At 67.2% G+C, this 17,324-nt stretch carries 15 protein-coding genes; 3 read left to right on the forward strand and 12 right to left on the reverse strand.

Features of this window, described 5'->3' with window-relative positions:
- Nucleotides 1-107: 107 nt before the first annotated feature.
- Nucleotides 108-1,076 carry a transcriptional regulator GcvA gene (gene gcvA, locus DSM104443_RS04250; RefSeq protein ID WP_171089766.1) on the forward strand — a complete coding sequence of 323 codons (969 nt, stop codon included), beginning with the start codon at nucleotides 108-110 and terminating at the stop codon, nucleotides 1,074-1,076.
- A 274-nt stretch (nucleotides 1,077-1,350) separates the two neighbouring features.
- On the opposite strand, the gene DSM104443_RS04255 is transcribed toward gcvA, so the two are convergent.
- The 5 genes from DSM104443_RS04255 to DSM104443_RS04275 all read right to left on the reverse strand — a co-directional run bounded on the left by DSM104443_RS04255 (nucleotide 1,351) and on the right by DSM104443_RS04275 (nucleotide 11,784).
- Nucleotides 1,351-2,715: an efflux transporter outer membrane subunit gene (locus tag DSM104443_RS04255; protein WP_171089768.1), complete on the reverse strand. Its 1,365-nt coding sequence runs from the start codon at nucleotides 2,713-2,715 to the stop codon at nucleotides 1,351-1,353.
- A complete protein-coding gene (locus tag DSM104443_RS04260) occupies nucleotides 2,712-5,837 on the reverse strand; it encodes a multidrug efflux RND transporter permease subunit (RefSeq protein WP_171089770.1) in 3,126 nt (1,041 codons plus the stop codon). Before DSM104443_RS04260 ends, DSM104443_RS04255 begins: the two co-directional genes overlap by 4 nt.
- A 13-nt stretch (nucleotides 5,838-5,850) precedes the next feature.
- Nucleotides 5,851-9,000, reverse strand: coding sequence for an MdtB/MuxB family multidrug efflux RND transporter permease subunit (locus tag DSM104443_RS04265; protein ID WP_171089772.1), 3,150 nt, complete (start codon nucleotides 8,998-9,000; stop codon nucleotides 5,851-5,853).
- Nucleotides 8,997-10,682 (reverse strand): MdtA/MuxA family multidrug efflux RND transporter periplasmic adaptor subunit, encoded by a 1,686-nt coding sequence (locus tag DSM104443_RS04270; protein ID WP_171089773.1) that lies wholly within the window; start codon nucleotides 10,680-10,682, stop codon nucleotides 8,997-8,999. Before DSM104443_RS04270 ends, DSM104443_RS04265 begins: the two co-directional genes overlap by 4 nt.
- Before the next feature lie 118 nt (nucleotides 10,683-10,800).
- Nucleotides 10,801-11,784, reverse strand: coding sequence for a serine/threonine protein kinase (locus DSM104443_RS04275; RefSeq protein WP_171089776.1), 984 nt, complete (start codon nucleotides 11,782-11,784; stop codon nucleotides 10,801-10,803).
- Between the two features lie 155 nt (nucleotides 11,785-11,939).
- On the opposite strand from DSM104443_RS04275, the gene DSM104443_RS04280 reads away from it, so the two are divergent.
- A complete protein-coding gene (locus DSM104443_RS04280; protein WP_171089778.1) occupies nucleotides 11,940-12,449 on the forward strand; it encodes a urate hydroxylase PuuD in 510 nt (169 codons plus the stop codon).
- Here the strand turns inward: DSM104443_RS04280 and DSM104443_RS04285 are convergent.
- Nucleotides 12,446-12,910, reverse strand: coding sequence for a DUF192 domain-containing protein (locus tag DSM104443_RS04285; RefSeq protein ID WP_171089779.1), 465 nt, complete (start codon nucleotides 12,908-12,910; stop codon nucleotides 12,446-12,448). The two genes, DSM104443_RS04280 and DSM104443_RS04285, sit on opposite strands and share 4 nt — an antisense overlap.
- A gap of 48 nt (nucleotides 12,911-12,958) precedes the next feature.
- On the opposite strand from DSM104443_RS04285, the gene DSM104443_RS04290 reads away from it, so the two are divergent.
- Entirely contained in the window at nucleotides 12,959-13,252 is a 294-nt protein-coding gene (locus DSM104443_RS04290) for a hypothetical protein (protein WP_171088670.1), read from the forward strand.
- A gap of 57 nt (nucleotides 13,253-13,309) precedes the next feature.
- Here the strand turns inward: DSM104443_RS04290 and DSM104443_RS04295 are convergent, their stop codons facing one another.
- From DSM104443_RS04295 to coaBC, 6 genes are all read right to left on the reverse strand, one after another.
- Nucleotides 13,310-13,747 carry an SRPBCC family protein gene (locus DSM104443_RS04295; RefSeq protein ID WP_171089782.1) on the reverse strand — a complete coding sequence of 146 codons (438 nt, stop codon included), beginning with the start codon at nucleotides 13,745-13,747 and terminating at the stop codon, nucleotides 13,310-13,312.
- A 2-nt stretch (nucleotides 13,748-13,749) separates the two neighbouring features.
- Nucleotides 13,750-14,562, reverse strand: coding sequence for an SRPBCC family protein (locus DSM104443_RS04300; RefSeq protein ID WP_171089784.1), 813 nt, complete (start codon nucleotides 14,560-14,562; stop codon nucleotides 13,750-13,752).
- A complete protein-coding gene (locus tag DSM104443_RS04305) occupies nucleotides 14,559-15,152 on the reverse strand; it encodes a winged helix-turn-helix domain-containing protein (RefSeq protein WP_171089785.1) in 594 nt (197 codons plus the stop codon). The genes DSM104443_RS04300 and DSM104443_RS04305 overlap by 4 nt, the downstream gene beginning before the upstream one ends.
- 108 nt (nucleotides 15,153-15,260) lie before the next feature.
- On the reverse strand, nucleotides 15,261-15,626 hold the full coding sequence (locus tag DSM104443_RS04310; protein ID WP_171089787.1) for a sirohydrochlorin chelatase: 366 nt from the start codon (nucleotides 15,624-15,626) through the stop codon (nucleotides 15,261-15,263).
- A gap of 4 nt (nucleotides 15,627-15,630) precedes the next feature.
- Complete coding sequence (gene dut, locus DSM104443_RS04315; protein ID WP_171089789.1) at nucleotides 15,631-16,077, reverse strand: dUTP diphosphatase; 447 nt, start codon at nucleotides 16,075-16,077, stop codon at nucleotides 15,631-15,633.
- Nucleotides 16,077-17,300 (reverse strand): bifunctional phosphopantothenoylcysteine decarboxylase/phosphopantothenate--cysteine ligase CoaBC, encoded by a 1,224-nt coding sequence (gene coaBC / locus DSM104443_RS04320; protein ID WP_171089792.1) that lies wholly within the window; start codon nucleotides 17,298-17,300, stop codon nucleotides 16,077-16,079. The genes dut and coaBC overlap by 1 nt, the downstream gene beginning before the upstream one ends.
- Between the last annotated feature and the right edge of the window lie 24 nt (nucleotides 17,301-17,324).

Below are 17,324 nucleotides of genomic sequence, written 5' to 3' on the forward strand. Positions count from 1 at the left end.
TGGGAAATCAAGGGGTTAAGTTCGACCGGCCCTTTGCCGATTTACTTGAACCCATGCAAGGAATATAGTGTCCATGTTGCAGTGCAACAAGCGATGAATACTTACCCATGAAACAGCAGGGCTTGTCCATCGCGGATGCCGTCAACCGCGTGCCCCCCTTCGGAACGCTCCGGGCGTTCGAGGCCGCGGCACGCCTCCTGAGCTTCAAGAACGCCGCCCAGGAGCTCCACGTGACGCCGTCGGCGATCAGCCAGCAGATCCGGCTCCTCGAGGACCACCTCGGCGTCCCGCTCTTCCACAGGCGCGTGCGGGCACTCACCCTCACGCCCCACGGCGCGGCGATGCTGCCGCAGGTCCGGGAGGGGTTGGAGGCGCTCGCCGAGGCCATGGCCCTCGTGCGCAAGCCCACGGACGCGGCTTCGCCATTGATCGTCAGTGCGCCGCCCAGCTTCGCCACCCGCTGGCTGCTGCCGCGCCTGCAGGGCTTCGCGGCGACGCACCCCGACATCGACCTTCGCCTCACGAGCAGCCTCGACATGATCGACGGCCGCTCCGACCCGGGCCATCCGCTGTTCATCGAAGGCGGCGACGACACGATCGCCATTCGCTACGGCGCCGGCGATTACCGGGGCGCGCGCGTCGATCGCATCCTCAAGGCCGAATACGTTCCGGTGTGCAGCCCGCGCCTGCTGAAGGGCGACAACCCGCTCACGGAGCCCGCGGACCTTCGCCACCACACGCTCATCCACGACGACACGGTGCCCGACGAGCGCGCGCGCCCGACGTGGAAGCAGTGGCTCGCGATGGCCCATGTGGACGGCGTGGATCCGCTGCGCGGCCCGCACTTCACCGACGGCTCGCTCGCGATCGAAGCGGCGGCCGACGGGCTTGGCGTTGCTCTCGCGCTGCGCACCCTGGTGAGGCCGGACGTGAAAGCGGGGCGCCTCGCGATTCCCTTCGATGCGCCGATGCCGTCGCAGTACGCCTACTACTTCGTCACGCCCGATGCCGCTCGCGGCCGCGGCGATCTCGCTCGCTTCCGCGATTGGGTCCTCGAGGAAGCTCGCCTGGACTGAGTTCCTCCTTCTCGCGATGCAAACGGCGAGGAGGGCGAGGGGGTCGGTCGGTCTTTTGTCCTTCGGCCCCCGGATCTGGCGGACCGTGGACTAGTCGGGTGGATGCCTCGTGTCGATGTCACTTGCTAAGGCTGTAGATCAGGGATCGACGACCGCTTCACCTGGCCGCACTCCGACACGAACGGTTCATTCGCCAGTCCTCTCGCCGAAGGAAAAAAGCCCGACCGACCCCCTCGCCCTCCTCACCGTTTGCATCACGAGAGCGCAGCGACGGCTACCACTCGCCGCCGATCGACCGGATCAGCGCCACCGACGCGGAGAGCTGGCGTCCCATGAGCTGCACCATCGTGCGCTCCTCGGAGAGCTGCGATGCCTGCACCAGCGCCACGGCGAGGAAGCTCGCGGTGCCGGCCTTGTACTGGTTCACGGTGAGCGCCACGGATTCGCGCGCCGCGCGCACCGCTTGCTCCTGCACCACCGCGGCCTCGCCCAGCCAATGGATCGTCGCGAGGTTGTCCTCGACTTCCTGGAAGCCCGTGAGCACCGTGGAGCGATAGTCGGAGACCGACGCGTCGTAGCCCGCGCGGGCCGATTCCACCTGCGCGCTCCTCGCGCCGAAATCGAACAGCGTGCCCGCGAGCTGCGCGCCCACCGACCACACCAGGCCCTGCGCATCGAAGAGTTTGCCGAGCGTGGCGCTCGCCGTGCCCGCGGAGGCGGAGAGCGTGAGATCGGGAAAGTACGCGGCCTGGGCGATGCCGATCTGCGCGTTCGCAACCGCCATGCGGCGCTCGGCCGCCGCGATGTCGGGCCGGCGCTCGAGCAACGTCGTCGGCAGTCCAACAGGAATGTCGGGTAGCCGTGCCTTGAAGGGAATCTGCTCGAGCGTGAAGTCCGCCGGCGCCTTGCCGATCAGCACGGCGATCGCATGCTCCAGCGAGGCTCGGGACGCGCGGATGTCAAGCACCTGGGACTGCACGGAGAGCAGCTGCTGTTGCGACTGCACCACGTCCGCCTTCGCGGCCACGCCCGCGCGGTAGCGGTTCTGCGTGAGGTCGTAGTTGGTCTGGAAGGCCTTCACCGTGTCGTCGAGGATGACGCGGCCCGCATCGGTCACGCGAAGCGAGAAGTACGTGGTCGCGAGCTGCGCCTGGAGGGCGAGCTTCGCGCCCGCGAGATCCGCGGCGCTCGCTTCTTCCGCGGCGCGATTGGCTTCGACGTTGCGGCGAATGCGTCCCCAGAGATCCGGGACCCATCCCGCGTCGAGACCCGCCGAGTAGCTGTCCACGAGATCGCGGTTGCGTCCGTCGACTCGCGTTGCGCCCGCGCGGTAACCGATGTCGGGGTAGAGCTGCGAGCGCGCCGCATCGACGGCCGCTCGGGCCTGTCGATATCGCGCCTCGGCGGACTTGAGCGTGAAGTTCGAGACCTCGACTTGCTCCACGAGCGAGTTCAGCACCGGATCGCCGTAGACCTCCCACCACTTGCCCTTGGGCGCGGTGTCCTTCGGCTCGGCCACCTTCCAGCCGGCCTCCTTGAACGCGGGCGGCACCGGGGCATCCGGCTTGGAGTAGTCAGGCCCCACCGCGCAGGCCGCGAGCAGGAAGAGCGGGAAGACCAGGGAAAGGCGAAGGTTCATCGGCTTTGCGGGGCGAGGGTGGCGGCGGGCGGAGCGGTCTTCGCCTTGCGGCGGAAGCGGCGCTGCACCCACAGGCGTGCGCGGTCGATCTCGAGGTAGACCACCGGCGTGGTGTAGAGCGTGAGGAGCTGGCTCACGAGGAGCCCGCCCAGGATGGAGATGCCGAGCGGGCGGCGCAGCTCCGCACCGTCGCCGAAGCCGACGGCGAGCGGGATGGCGGCCAGCATCGCGGCGAGCGTGGTCATGATGATCGGGCGGAAGCGCAGCAGGCACGCCTCGCGGATCGCTTCCTCCGGCGGCTTGCCGTGGTTGCGCTCGGCATCGAGCGCGAAGTCGATCATCAGGATGGCGTTCTTCTTCACGATGCCGATCAGCAGGATCACGCCGATCAGCGCGATGATCGAGAGCTCGACCTTGAAGATCAGCAGCGCCAGCAGCGCGCCGACGCCCGCCGAGGGCAGCGTGGAGAGGATGGTGATGGGGTGCACCGTGCTCTCGTAGAGCATGCCCAGCACGATGTAGACGGTGATCAGGGCGGCCAGGATCAGCAGTGGCTGGCTATCCATGCCGGCCTGGAACTGCCGCGCCGTGCCTTCGAACGACGCGTAGATGTTCGAGGGGGCGGCGATGCGCGCCATCGTGTCTCGCACCACGTCCTGCGCTTCGGACAACGCCACGCCCGGCTGCAGGTTGAAGGAGATCGTGGTGGCCGCGAACGTGCCCTGGTGGTTCACCGAAAGCGGCGCCAGCGTGGTCTCGAAGCGCGCCACTTGCGACAGGGGAATGGGCCCCTTGGTGGGCGAGAGCACGTGCACCATCTGCAGCGTCTGCGGGTTCTGGCCGTACTCCGGCGAAGCCTCCATGACCACTTTGTACTGGTTCGTGTCCTGGTAGATCGTCGAGACCTGGGCCTGGCCGAAGGCGAGGTTCAACGTCGAGTCGATCATGCGCGGCGTGATGCCCAGGCGCGAGGCCGTGTTGCGGTCGATCACGAGCGAGGTCTGCAGGCCGCGGGCCTGCTGGTCGCTGCTCACGTCGGTGAGCTCCTCGCGGTCGCGAAGCGCGTACTCGAGCTTGGGGGCCCACTCGCGCAGGACGTTCAGGTCATCGGAGCGCAGCGTGAACTGCACCGCCGCGTTCGCCTCGCGCCCGCCCGCGCGAAGGTCCTGGATGGGGTTCAGGAACACGTTGGCGCCCGCGATCTTCGCCGTGCTGGCGCGCATGCGGGTCAGCACCGGGTCGATCGGCCCGCGCTCCTTCAGCGGCTTCAGCGCGATGAACATGCTGGCGGAGTTGCGCGCTCCGAAGCCGCCCCCGCCGATGAAGCCCGTGAGGTTGTCCACGGCGGGATCGGCCATGAGGATGTCCATCGCCTCCTGCAGCTTGTCGCGCGTGGCCTGGAAGGAGCTCGACTGGTCGGCGCGGATGTTGGCGATCACGCGCCCGGTGTCCTGCTGCGGGAAGAAGCCCTTCGGCACGATCGTGTAGAGGTAGACGTTCAGCACGACGGTCGCGATCAGCACGAGCAACACGAGGATCGGGAAGCGCAGCGCCCAGCCGAGCGTGCGGTCGTAGCCGCGCACCAGCCAGTCGAAGCCGTTCTCGGACCAGCGCGCGAAGCGGCCCGGCGGCTTCGATTTGTCCTCCTTCTTCAGCAGGAACGCGCACATCATCGGCGTCGTGGTGAGCGAGACGACGAGCGAGACGCCGATCGCCACGGAGAGCGTCACCGCGAACTCGCGGAAGAGCCGGCCGATGATGCCGCCCATGAAGAGGATCGGGATGAACACCGCCACCAGCGAGACGCTCATCGAGACCACGGTGAAGGCCACCTCGCGCGCGCCCTTCAGCGCCGCCTTGAACGGCGTGAGGCCCGCCTCGATGTGGCGGCTCACGTTCTCGAGGACGACGATGGCGTCGTCCACGACGAAGCCGGTGGCGATCACGAGCGCCATCAGCGAGAGGTTGTTCAGGCTATAGCCGAGCAGGTACATGATCCCGAACGTGCCGATGATCGACACCGGGACGGCGACGGTGGGGATGAGGGCGGCGCGCCAGTTCCGCAGGAACACGAACACGACGAGGATCACGAGGCCCACGGCGATCGCCAGCGTGCGCTCGACCTCCTTCAGAGACGCGCGGATGGTGGAGGTGCGCTCCATCATCGTGTTCAGCTGGATCTCGGAGGGCAGCGTCGCCCGCAGCTCGGGCAGCAGCGCCTGCACGTTGTCCACGACCTCGATGATGTTGGCGTCGGGCTGCAGGTTCACGATCAGCAGCACGGCGGGCTTGCCGTTGGCCGCGCCGTAGTTGCGGAGGTCCTGCACCGAGTCCTCGACCGCGCCGAGGTCGCCCAGGCGCACCGCGGCGTTGTTGCGGTAGGCGACGACGATCGGGATGTATTCCTTCGCGGTCTTCGCCTGGTCGTTCGCGCGCACTTCCCAATGGCGCTTGTCGTCGTCCACGAAGCCCTTGGGCTTGTTCGCGTTGGTGTTGGCGATCGCCGTGCGCACGTCCTCGAACGTGATGCCGAGGCTGTTCATGAGCGTCGGCTGCAGCTCGACCCGCACCGACGGCAGCGAGCCGCCGCCCACCGTCACCTGGCCGACGCCGGAGACCTGCGAGATGCGTTGCGCGAGCACGGTGGAGGCGATGTCGTACATCTGCCCGCGCGTGAAGCGCTCCGAGGTGAGCGCCATGATCAGCACCGGCGCATCCGCGGGATTGAGCTTCCGGTACGTGGGATTGCTCGTGAGGCTGGTCGGAAGGTCGGCGCGCGCCGCCTGGATGGCGGCCTGCACTTCGTTGGCCGCGGCGTTGATGTCGCGCGAGAGGTCGAACTGCAGGATGACGCGCGTGCTGCCCAGCGACGAGGACGACGTCATCTCCGTCACGCCGGCGATGCGGCCCATGGCGCGCTCGAGCGGCGTGGCGACCGTGGCGGCCATCACCTCGGGGCTGGCGCCCGGCACCGACGCGCTCACGGCGATGGTCGGGAACGCCACCTGCGGCAGCGGCGCCACCGGAAGCTTGTAGAACGCGCCGATGCCCGCGAGCGATATGCCGATGGTCAGCAGCGTGGTTGCTACGGGGCGCCTGACGAAGAGTTCGACGATGTTCATGACAATAAAGGGGTCAGACCACTTTATTGTCGGGAGGTGGAGCAATAAAGTGGTCTGACCCCTTTATTGCCTCTTCATCTTCGATCGGCTTCGTCTTGCTGCCGAAGCGCGTCGCGAGGCGATCGAAGTACAGGTACACGACCGGCGTCGTGAAGAGCGTCAGCACCTGCGACACGAGCAGCCCGCCGACCATCGCGACACCCAACGGATGGCGCAGCTCCGAGCCGACGCCGGTGCCGATCATGAGCGGCAGCGCGCCCAGCATCGCGGCCATCGTGGTCATGAGGATCGGGCGGAAGCGAAGCTGGCACGCCTCGAAGATCGCGTCCCTCGGGCTCTTGCCGTGCTCGCGTTCGGCCTCGAGCGCGAAGTCGATCATGAGGATCGCGTTCTTCTTCACGATGCCGATCAGCAGGATGATGCCGATGATCGCGATGATGCCGAGGTCATGGCCGAAGACCATCAGCGCCAGCAGCGCGCCCACGCCGGCCGAGGGCAGCGTGGAGAGGATGGTCACCGGGTGGATGTAGCTCTCGTAGAGCACGCCCAGCACGATGTACATCGTGACGATCGCCGCGAGGATCAGCAGCAGCGTGTTGGTGAGCGAGGCGCGGAAAGCGAGTGCGGCGCCCTGGAAGTTGGTGCGGATGCTGGCGGGGATGCCGAGGGCCTTCTCCTCCTTCTCGATCGCGTCCACCGCGGGGCCGAGCGCCTTGCCGGGCGCCAGGTTGAAGGAGATCGTGGTCGCGGGGAACTGCGACATCCGCGCGATCGAGAGGGCGCCCAGGCGCTCCTCGATCGTGGCCAGCGATGACAGCGGCACCTGCACGCCGCCCGTGCCCGTCACGTAGATGTCGTTCAGCGACTGCGGGCCGCGGCGGAACTCGGGCTTCACCTCGAGCACCACGCGGTACTGGCTCGCCTGCGTGAAGATGGTCGAGATGAGCCGCTGGCCGAAGGCGTTGTAGAGCGCGGTGTCGATCGCGGCCGGCGTTATGCCCAGGCGCCCGGCCGTGTCGCGGTCGATGGTGACGAAGGCCTGCAGCCCCTGGTCCTGCAGGTCGGAAGCCACGTCCGTGATCTCGGGGATGGTGCGCATCCGCTCGACCATGCGGTTGGTCCAGTCCGCGAGCTCCTTCGCGTTCGCGCCCTCGAGCGTGAACTGGTATTGCGTACGCGAGACGCGGTCCTCGATCGTGAGGTCCTGCACCGGCTGCATGTAGAGGACGATGCCCTCCAGCTTCGCGAGCCGGGGCTTGAGCTGCTCGATCAGCTGGGCCGACGAGATGTTCCGCTGCGCGTGGGGCTTCAGGTTGATCAGCAGCCGGCCGCTGTTCAGCGTCGTGTTCTGCCCGTCGACGCCGATGAACGTGGACACGCTCTCCACCGTCGGTTCCTCGAGCAGCACGCGGGCCAGTGCCTGCGAGCGCTCCGCCATCGAGCGGAACGACACCGCCTGCGGCGCTTCCGAGATGCCCTGGATCACCCCGGTGTCCTGCGTCGGGAAGAAGCCCTTGGGAATGAGGATGTAGAGGATCACCGTGAGCACGAGCGTGGCGATGGCGACCATGAGCGTGAGGAACTGGCGGTCGAGCACCCACTCCAGGCCGCGGCTGTACTTGCCCACGATCCAGTCGAAGTACTCGCCGGTCTTGCGGTAGAACTTGTTCTGTTTCTCCGGCGGCGTGTACTTCAGCAGCCGCGCGGACATCATCGGCGTCAACGTGAGCGAGACGAAGGCGGAGATGAGGATCGCCACCGCGAGCGTGATCGCGAACTCGCGGAAGAGCCGGCCCACGACGTCGGCCATGAAGAGCAGCGGGATCAGCACGGCAATCAGCGAGAACGTGAGCGAGATGATGGTGAACGCGATCTGCCTCGATCCCTTGAGCGCCGCCTCCATGGGCGTATCGCCTTCCTCCACGTAGCGCGCGATGTTCTCGATCACGACGATGGCGTCGTCCACCACGAAGCCCGTGGCGATCACCATCGCCATCAGCGTGAGGTTGTTGATCGAGAAGCCGGCCATGTACATCACGCCGAAGGTGCCGACGAGCGACAACGGCACCGAGACGCTCGGGATGATCGTCCCCGAGGCCGTGCGCAGGAACACGAAGATCACCGCGACCACGAGGGCGATGGCGAGCAGCAGCTCGAACTGCGTGTCCTTCACCGAGGCGCGGATGGTGACCGTGCGGTCGGTGAGCACCTTGACCTCGACGCTGGGCGGCAGCGACGCGGTGAGCGACGGCAGCAGCTTCTGGATCGATTGAACCACCTCGATCACGTTCGCGCCCGGCTGGCGCTGGATGTTCACGATGATCGCGGGCGTGTCATTCATCCACGCGCCGAGGCGGACGTTCTCCGCGTCCTCGATCACGTCCGCCACGTCGGAGAGATATACCGGCGCGTTGTTGCGGTAGGCGATGACCACCTTGCGGTACTCGTCGGCGCTGCGCAGCTGGTCGTTGGCGTCGATCGTGTAGGCGCGCGTCGGGCCGTCGAAGCTGCCCTTGGCCTGGTTCGTGTTCGCCGCGTTGATGGCGGTGCGCACGTCCTCCATGCCGAGCCCCTGGGCCGCGAGCGCCTTCGGGTTCACCTGCACGCGCACCGCGGGGCGCTGGCCCCCGGAGAGCGACACGAGGCCCACGCCCGGCACCTGCGAGATGCGCTGCGCCACGCGGGTATCGACGAGGTTCTGCACCTGCGGCATGCGCAGCGTGGACGACATGACCGCCAGCGTGAGGATCGGCGTGTCGGCCGGGTTCACCTTGCTGTAGATCGGCGGCGAGGGAAGATCCGCGGGCAGCAGGTTGGAGCCCGCGTTGATGGCGGCTTGCACCTGCTGCTCGGCCACCTCGAGCTTCATCGTGAGCTCGAACTGCAGCGTGATGACCGCGGCGCCGCCGGAGCTGGTGGACGACATCTGCTTCAGGCCGGGCATCTGGCCGAACTGCCGTTCCAACGGCGCGGTGATGGACGAGGCGACGACGTCGGGACTGGCGCCGGGATAGAGCGTGACCACTTGTATCGTCGGGTAGTCGACCTGCGGCAGCGCGGAGAGCGGGAGCTGGCGATACGCGACCAGCCCCGCGAGGAGGATGGCCACCATCAGGAGCGCGGTGGCGACCGGGCGCTCGATGAAGAGGCGTGACGGGTTCACTGGCCCTGCGCCTCGCGGCGCTTGCGCATCTGCTCCTGCATTCGCGCGCGCTCCTCGGGCGAGGCGCTCTCCATGCGCTTCTTGAACGCCTCGCGCATCTTCTCGCGCTCCTCGGGCGATGCGTTCTTGAACTTGTCGCGCATGTCATCGGCGGGCTTGGGATCGGTGGCGCTCGCGGGCGGCGGGCTGCCGGACGAGACGGGGCTGCCCGCGGGGGCGGCGGCTTTCTTCTCGGCATCGCCGACCGCTCCGGGAGTCTTGCCTGCAGTACCGGGCGTGCCGGGGTCTCCCGGTGCTGTGCCAGGCTTGCGGCCGTCACCGCTGGGTGCGGCCTTGCTCGCGTCGCCGCCGGCCTTCGACGTGTCACCGCCGGCCTTCGAGGCATCGCCACGGCGGCCGCCCTTGCCCGCGCCTCCGCGGCCGCCGGGGCCCGGGACCAGCGGTTGCACGACCTCGACCTTCGCACCCTCGCGGAGACGGTCGATGCCGTCGGTGACCACGCGGTCGCCCGGCTCGACGCCGCTTTCGACCATCACGCGCTCGCCTTCAGCGGGGCCCAGCTTCACCGGGCGCATCGTGACGGTGTTGTCCTCCTTCACGACGTAGACGACGGTGCCCTGCGGCCCGGTCTGCACGGCCGCGGCGGGAATGACGGTCACGTCGGTGCGGATATCCACGACCATGCGCACGTTCACGAACTGGTTCGGGAAGAGCACGCCGTTGTCGTTGGGGAATTGCGCCTTCAGCTTCACGGTGCCCGTGGTTACGTCGACCTGGTTGTCCGTGGTGATGAGCACGCCCGTGGCGAGCTTGTTCTTCTGCTCGCGGTCCCAGGCCTCGACCTCGATCTTGTCGCCGCGGCGCAGCTCCGCGAGCAGGCGCTGCAGCGAATCCTGCGGGATGGTGTACACCGTCGTGAGCGGATTCACCTGCGTGATGACGATGATGCCGTTCGTGTCGCCGGGGTGCACGGTGTTGCCGACGTCCACCTGGCGCAGGCCGAGGCGTCCGCTGATCGGCGCGGTCACCTTCGTGTAGCCGAGCTGGAGCTTCGCGTTGTCGACGACGGCGCGGTCGATCTTCACCGTGCCCTCGAATTGCTTCACGGTCGCTTCCTGCGCATCGACCTGCTGGCGCGCGATGGAGTCCTGCGCGAGGAGGGTCTTGTAGCGGTCGAGGTCGACGCGTGCGTTCTGGAGCTGCGCCATGTCGCGTGCGAGCTGGCCTTCCGCCTGCGAGAGCGCGACCTCGAACGGAGCGGGGTCGATCTGCGCGAGCACGTCGCCCGCCTTGACGCTCTGTCCCTCCTTGAAATGCAGGGCGAGCAGCGGCCCGTCGACCCGCGTGCGGACGATCGCGGTATTCAGCGCGTTCACCGTGCCGAGCGAGGTCTGGATGATGCGGATGTCGCCCTTGCGCGCGGTCGCCGCGGCCACCGGTTGCGGACCGGTCGCGAAGTTGGCGCGGCCGCCCTTGCCGGCGCCCTTCTTCGCGTCACCCTTGGACGCGTCGCCCTTGGCCGCCTGGCCGTCGGCGGTCGTGCCTTCCGGCGTGCGCGTGAAGTACCACCAGGCTCCGAGCCCGACGACGAGCACCACGGCGAAGGCGATGGCCAGCAGGCCCCGGCGGGACTTGCGGGGCGAAAGAAGGGGGTCGGGTGGCGCCGACAGGGGGTCGTGCATCGGGTTTTCCTTGTTCTCGTGGGGCACGGGCGGCCTGTGCCGGCCCTATTGTGCCGTTTCGACCGCGGCCGGGTGCGGGGGTTTCGCACCCCGGTTGCATCGAAATGTAAGACGCTTCCTATTGCGGAACGAGCGGGCGTTCCTGCATGGCGGCGACCTGTTCGCGCAGCTCGAGCACGCGGTCCTGCCAATAGCGCGGCGTGTTGAAGAACGGGAAGTTCATCGGGAAGGCGGGATCGTCCCAGCGGCGCGCGAGCCAGGCGGAGTAATGGAGCAGGCGGAGCGTTCGCAGCGCCTCGAAGAGATGCAACTCGCGGTCGTCGAATTCGGAGAAGTCCTCGTAGCCGCGGAGGATGTGGCCCAGTTGCTCCGACATCGCGTCGCGGTCGCCGGAGACCAGCATCCACAGGTCCTGCACGGCCGGGCCGGTGCGCGCATCGTCGAGGTCGACGAAGTGCGGGCCCTGGTCGGTCCACAGCACGTTGCCCGCGTGGCAGTCGCCGTGCAGGCGCAGCGTGCCGAAGCTTCCCGCGCGTTCGAAGCAACGCTCGATGTTCTCGAGCGCCAGGTCCGCGACGCTCGTCCACGGCGCGATGAGATCCGGCGGGATGAGACCACTCCCGAGGAGGAATGCGCGCGGCTCCCTTCCGAACGACTCGATGTCGATCGCCGGGCGATGCTCGAAAGGCCGCACGCGTCCGATCGCGTGGATGCGCCCGATGAAGCGGCCGATCCACTCGAGCACGCCCTGGCGGTCCAGCTCCGGAGCGCGGCCGCCGCGCCGCGGAAAGACCGCGAAGCGGAACTGCTCGAACGTGTTGAGCGTGCGGCCCTCGAGCACGAGCGGCGGCACCAGGGGTACTTCCGCCTCGGCGAGCTCGTTGGCGAAGGTGTGCTCCTCGTGGATCTGCGCGTCGCTCCAGCGCTCGGGGCGGTAGAACTTCGCGACGACCGGCGTCGAATCCTCGATGCCCACCTGGTAGACGCGGTTCTCGTAGCTGTTCAGCGCGAGCTGCCGGCCGTCGGTCTTAAGCCCTACGCTTTCGAGGGCATTCAGGACCACATCGGGCGTGAGACGCGAGTACGGGTGGGAATCGGCCATGAGCGCGATTCTACGGTGCTAGAATTCGCGCGTTCCCACCACCGGAGCAAAACACATGAAAAATCCTCTGGATTCGCTTTGGGGCACCGTCATCACAGGCCTCGTGCTGACCGTGGTTCTGTATTTCCTCGTACGCAAGATGATGGGAGCCTGACATGGGCGAATTCATCCAGTACAGCCTCGGACGTTGGGTGCATGTCATGGCCGGCGTGATGTGGATCGGCCTGCTCTACTACTTCAACTTCGTGCAGGTCGACGCGCTGAAGAAGGCCGCGGCGGACACGCCGCCCACGGGCGCCGGCATCACCAAGCACGTCGCTCCGCGCGCGCTGTTCTTCTTCCGCTATGCCGCGCTGGTGACGGTGCTGATGGGCGCGATGATCCTCGGCGACAAGATCGACGAAGCGCTCTTCTTCAAGGAGCGCGCGTACATGCCGATCGGCGTGGGCGCGTGGCTGGGCCTGATCATGTTCTTCAACGTGTGGGTGCTGATCTGGCCGAACCAGAAGAAGATCCTGGGTCTCGTGCCGGCCACCGACGACGAGAAGAACAAGGCTCGCCGCACGGCATTCCTGGCCTCGCGCATGAACACGGCGCTGTCCCTGCCGATGCTGTTCTTCATGGTGGCTTCGGGCGGCATCTTCCGCCGCGCGTTCTTCGGCTAGGACTTCGGAAGGCCGGTGACCTTGTCGCCGGCCTTCAGCTTCCTCTCGGCGAACCATCCCTGGTTGGTCTCGATGGCGTAGCGCGCCGGCCCCGCGGCCGTGTGCGTGTCTTCCGTCTTGGGCGTCATGTCGAGGATGTTGAGGATGGTGCCGCCCTCGTCGATGAACGCGACCGAGAGCGGGATGTACGTGTTCATCATCCACATCGAGTGGTAGCCCGGGTCGGCGAACACGAACAGCATGCCGTCGTTCTTGCCCATGGCCTGGCGGAACATGAGGCCGCGGGAGCGGGCGGCGTCGTTGTCCGCCACCTCGACCTTGAGGGGATGGGCGCCGATCTTCACGGAGATCGTCTTCAGCGGCGCGGTGAGCTTTTCCGCCTTGTCCTGCGCGAAGGTGGGCAGGGCGAGCGCGGCGAGAACCAGCGCGGCTGCAAGGCGGTCGAAAGGCAGTACACGCATGAGAAGCTCCAGGAACGAACCCGAGAATGTTAACGCACGAGTGAGACGATGCGCCGACACGCAACCCCGCTGATTGCCCTTTTCCTCGCCGCTTGCGCCTCCGTGCCGCCGGCACCGCCGCCGCCGGAGACACCCGCGGAGGCCGTGCAGCGCCGCACCGAGGCTCCGCGCCCGCAGTACAACCTCGCCGGTTATCCGCCGGCCGTGCGCGAGGGCTACATCGACGGCTGCGAGACGGCCCGTGCGTCGAGCTACGGGCGCAAGGACGCCGCGCGCATTGCCGCCGACCCGCAATACAAGATGGGCTGGAACGACGGCTTCTCGATCTGCGGCAAGAAATGAATGGGGTCAGACTCCATTTAGACCGGTGCTAAGGGGCTAAATGGAGTCTGACCCCATTCATTCGGCGGCCTGGGCGAAGCGCGCGAGCGTGCCGCCGACCTTCGAGCCGGAGATGATCTTGAAGAGCGGGGCCAGCAGGATGAACAGGCCCTTCATCTCCATATCGGCTTCGTAGTCGAGGCGCGTGCCGTTGGCCTCCGGGACGAAGCGATAGGTCACATCCATCGTCATCTTGCCCAGCGAGCCGCCGGAGAGCCGGATCGCGAGCACGCGCCCGGGCTCCCAGGCCGTGATGGTTTCTCGGTAATCCACCACGCGCTTTCCCTCCTGGATCTTCAGCGTCGACGTGGCGCCGACACCGTCCTGCTTCGCGGGATCGTCGGGAATGTGATCCACGACCTCTGGCAGCCAGCGCTTCTGGTGCTCGCGCAGGGTGAGAACCTTCCAGCAGGTGTCCGGCGTGGCGGCGACGCTGATGCTCTTCTGCACGCGCATGGTCAGGAGGCCTTCACCGCCTCGTGCACGCGCGTGAAGGCGTGCCGGGCGGGCGTGTCGAGGGCCTTGGCTTTCGCGTCGTCGTAGACCGAGAACCAGTAGCCGACGTGGAACTTGTCGGACTTGCCCTCGAGCTCGATGAAGAGGAGGGCGTCGGCGAGATCGGGGATGCGAAGTCCCAGCCCGTGGCCTTCGACCACCACTTCCGCGACGGCGCGTACCGGCACGCCCTCCGTGAGCGTGAGTTGCACCGCATCGCCCGCTTTCACGCTTCCCTTGCCGCCCGCGACGAGGCCCGCGCCGGAGAGCAGGTGCTTCCAGAACGCCTGGCGCGGCATCGTCGCTTCGAGGCGCTCGGAGATCATGCGGCGCGTGCGGCCCACGTGCTTTTCCAGGTAGACGCGCAGGTTGTAGAGGAAGTAGGTCCAGCCCGTCTCGAGGCCGTCGAAGAGGTCGTCCCACCCTTCGCTCGCGCCGAACGCGGATTGCACGAGGCGAACGCGCGTCTTGCCGTTCTCGGTCGTGAGGAAGTAGTCGACGGCGAGCGCGGTGCCCGGGCCCATCCAGCCGCTGTCGTCGAACCAGCGAACGTGCTTCGGTGCCTCCCACGCGTCGACCGTGCCGCTCATCATCATCTCCTCGCTCCAGCCGTTCTTCACGGTGGCGCCTGCGCCGGGCGCCGAGACTTCCGAGATCGGGGCGAACCAGTTGGCGAGCCCGGGAGCTTCGGTCAGCGCTTTCCAGGCGGCTTCGATCGGCGCATCGATGTCGACCTGCAGGTCGAGCGTGAGCTCGGGCTTCTTTGTCGTGCTCATGCGGGCCTCCTGGGGGATCGAATGGGGTGTGCGCCGACGACGAGGCGATAGGTGCGGCCGTCGGGGGCCTGGGTGTCGTTGTACTTGGCCGCGAGCCGGGCGATGGCCTCGAGCAATTCTCCGGCGAAGGCCTCGCGCGCCTTCGGGCTCGCAAGCCTCACCTCGACATCGGCCGAGAGCGTCGGCAGGGGCTTGCCGGCCTTCTCGGCCACCGCCTGGGCTTCGCCCACTTCGCGCGCCATGCGCGAGGCGAGCGCCATGAGGTACGTGCTCGAGAACTTGTCCTTCACCTTGCGCGGCTCGAACCCCTGGGCGCCGAACATCTCGGGGGAGGCGACGAGGTATTGCGCGGTCCTTCGCACGATGCGCTCGACGCAGCCACGCCGCGCCTCTTCGCGCACGAGCTCTACGTAGCCGTGATCCTCGAGCTGGCGCACGTGGTAGGCCACCGACTGGCGCGTGAGGCCGAGCTTCTTCGCCAGCGTGGTCGCCGAGCCCGGCTCGGAGAGCGCCTCCAGGATTCGTTGCCGCACCGGTGCGCCCAGCAGGGCGGCATGACGGGGATCGGCGACGACGTGGACCGTGGACATGCCCGAACTCTGTCATTAGACAAATAGTTTTGTCAAATACGACTGAATAAAGGGGTCAGACCACTTCATTGCCCGGCCTGGGTCAATGAAGTGGTCTGACCCCTTTATTCAGTCGACCCGATTGAGAACCCAGGTCGAGATGGCGTCGAGGAGCTCGGGCACTTCGCCTACCGACGTTTCGAGCGAGATGGGGACGTGCTTCCGCTGGGCGCGGATCGCATCGAGGATGCGGGGAAGATCCTGCTTCAGGTGCCCGCCTTGCGCCATGAAGAGCGGGAACACGGTGATCGAAGACGCTCCTTCGCCGATCACCGCGTCGATCGCTTCCTCGAGACCCGGGCTCATGATCTCCAGGTACGCCAACGCGATCGGGCATTCGGGGCGCGAGGAACGGACGCGGTCGCGAATCGCCTCGAACGGGCGGGCCCACTCGGGATCGCGGGCGCCGTGCGCGAAGAGGACGATCCCGTGCACGGCCTCAGTGCTTGCCGGTGGAACCGAAGCCGCCCGTGCCCCGGGCGCTCTCTTCGAAGGACTCGACCACGTTCAGCTCGACCTGCACCACAGGCACGATCACCATTTGCGCGATGCGGTCCATCGGGTTCACGACCAGCGTGTCCTTCCCGCGATTCCAGGCCATGACCGTGACCGTGCCCTGGTAGTCGGAGTCGATCAATCCCACGAGATTGCCGAGGACCAGCCCCTTGCTGCCGAGGCCCGAGCGTGGAATCAACATCGCGGCGAAACCCGAATCGCCGATGTGGATCGCGATTCCGGCGGGAATCTTCGCCTCGTCGCCCGGCTTCAGCGTGATGGGCGCATCGATGCACGCGCGGATATCGAGCCCCGCCGCACCCACGGTCCCATAAGAAGGCAATTGGTCCCGGATCCTCTCGTCGAGGATCTTCACGTCCAGCTTTTGCATCAGGAAGCCTGCTTGATGGGGGTGATGGTGGCGCGCGGCGACTTGGCCTCGAAGAGGCCGAGGGCGTGCGCGAGGATGCGGTGGGCGATCTGCCCCTTGGAGGCGCGAGCGACCGGATGCGCTCCGGCGTCGTCGTAGATCGTGACCTCGTTCTCCTCGCGGCCGACGGCATGCTGCACGAGGTTGGCGACGATCATCGGGATCTTCTTCTTCGCGCGCTTGGCCTGCGCGTAGTCCGCGAGGTTCTCGCTCTCGGCGGCGAAGCCCACGCAGAACGGCGCGTTGGGCAGCGCCGCGACGTACGCGAGGATGTCTTCCGTGGGCTTGAGGTGAAGCTCCAGCGGCGTGTTCGACTTTTTGAGCTTGCGATTCGACGCTTCGACCGGCGTGTAGTCGGCCACGGCGGCGACACTGAAGAAGATGTCGATGCCCGCGACGTGCGCCTTCACCGCGTTGAACATCTCGGCGGCGCTGGTCACGTAGACGAAGTGCGCGCGCGGCGGCGGTGGGATCGCGGTCGGGCCGGAGACGAGCGTGACATCCGCGCCCTGGGCAAGCGCCGCTTCCGCAACCGCGTAGCCCATTTTGCCGGACGAGAGATTGGTGATGCCGCGCACGGTGTCGATCGCCTCGAACGTCGGGCCGGCGGTCACGAGCACTTTCCTGCCCGCGAGCTTCTTCGGCGAGAGGAAGGCGAGGATGTCGTGCACGAGATCTTCGGGCTCGAGCATGCGGCCCATGCCGACTTCTCCGCACGCCTGGTCGCCGGCCGCGGGGCCGAGCACCGCGATGCCGTCGTTGCGAAGCGTGGCGACGTTGCGCTGCGTGGCGGGGTTGTCCCACATCTCGCGGTTCATCGCGGGTGCGACCAGCAGCGGGCAGTTGCGCGCGACGGCGACGGTGGAGAGCAGGTCGTCGCAGATGCCGTGCGCGAGCTTCGCCATGAAGTCGGCGGTGGCGGGCGCGATCACGATCGCATCCACGCCGCGCGAGAGCTCGATGTGCGCCATGGAGTTGTCGAAGCTCGAATCCCAGAGGTCCGTGATCACGGGCTTGCCGGTGAGCGCCTGGAACGTGGCGGGCGTGACGAACTTCGTGCCGGCGTCGGTCATCGCGACCCGGACTTCGACGTTATTCCTTTGCAGGAGACGCGCGAGCTCGGCCGCCTTGTACGCGGCAATGCCCCCGGTCACGCCCAGGAGGATCTTCAAACCCTTGTCCATGAATGCATTTTACCCATGTGGAGG

It is taken from the genome of Usitatibacter rugosus (genome assembly GCF_013003965.1).
Classification (GTDB): Bacteria; Pseudomonadota; Gammaproteobacteria; order Burkholderiales; family Usitatibacteraceae; genus Usitatibacter; species Usitatibacter rugosus.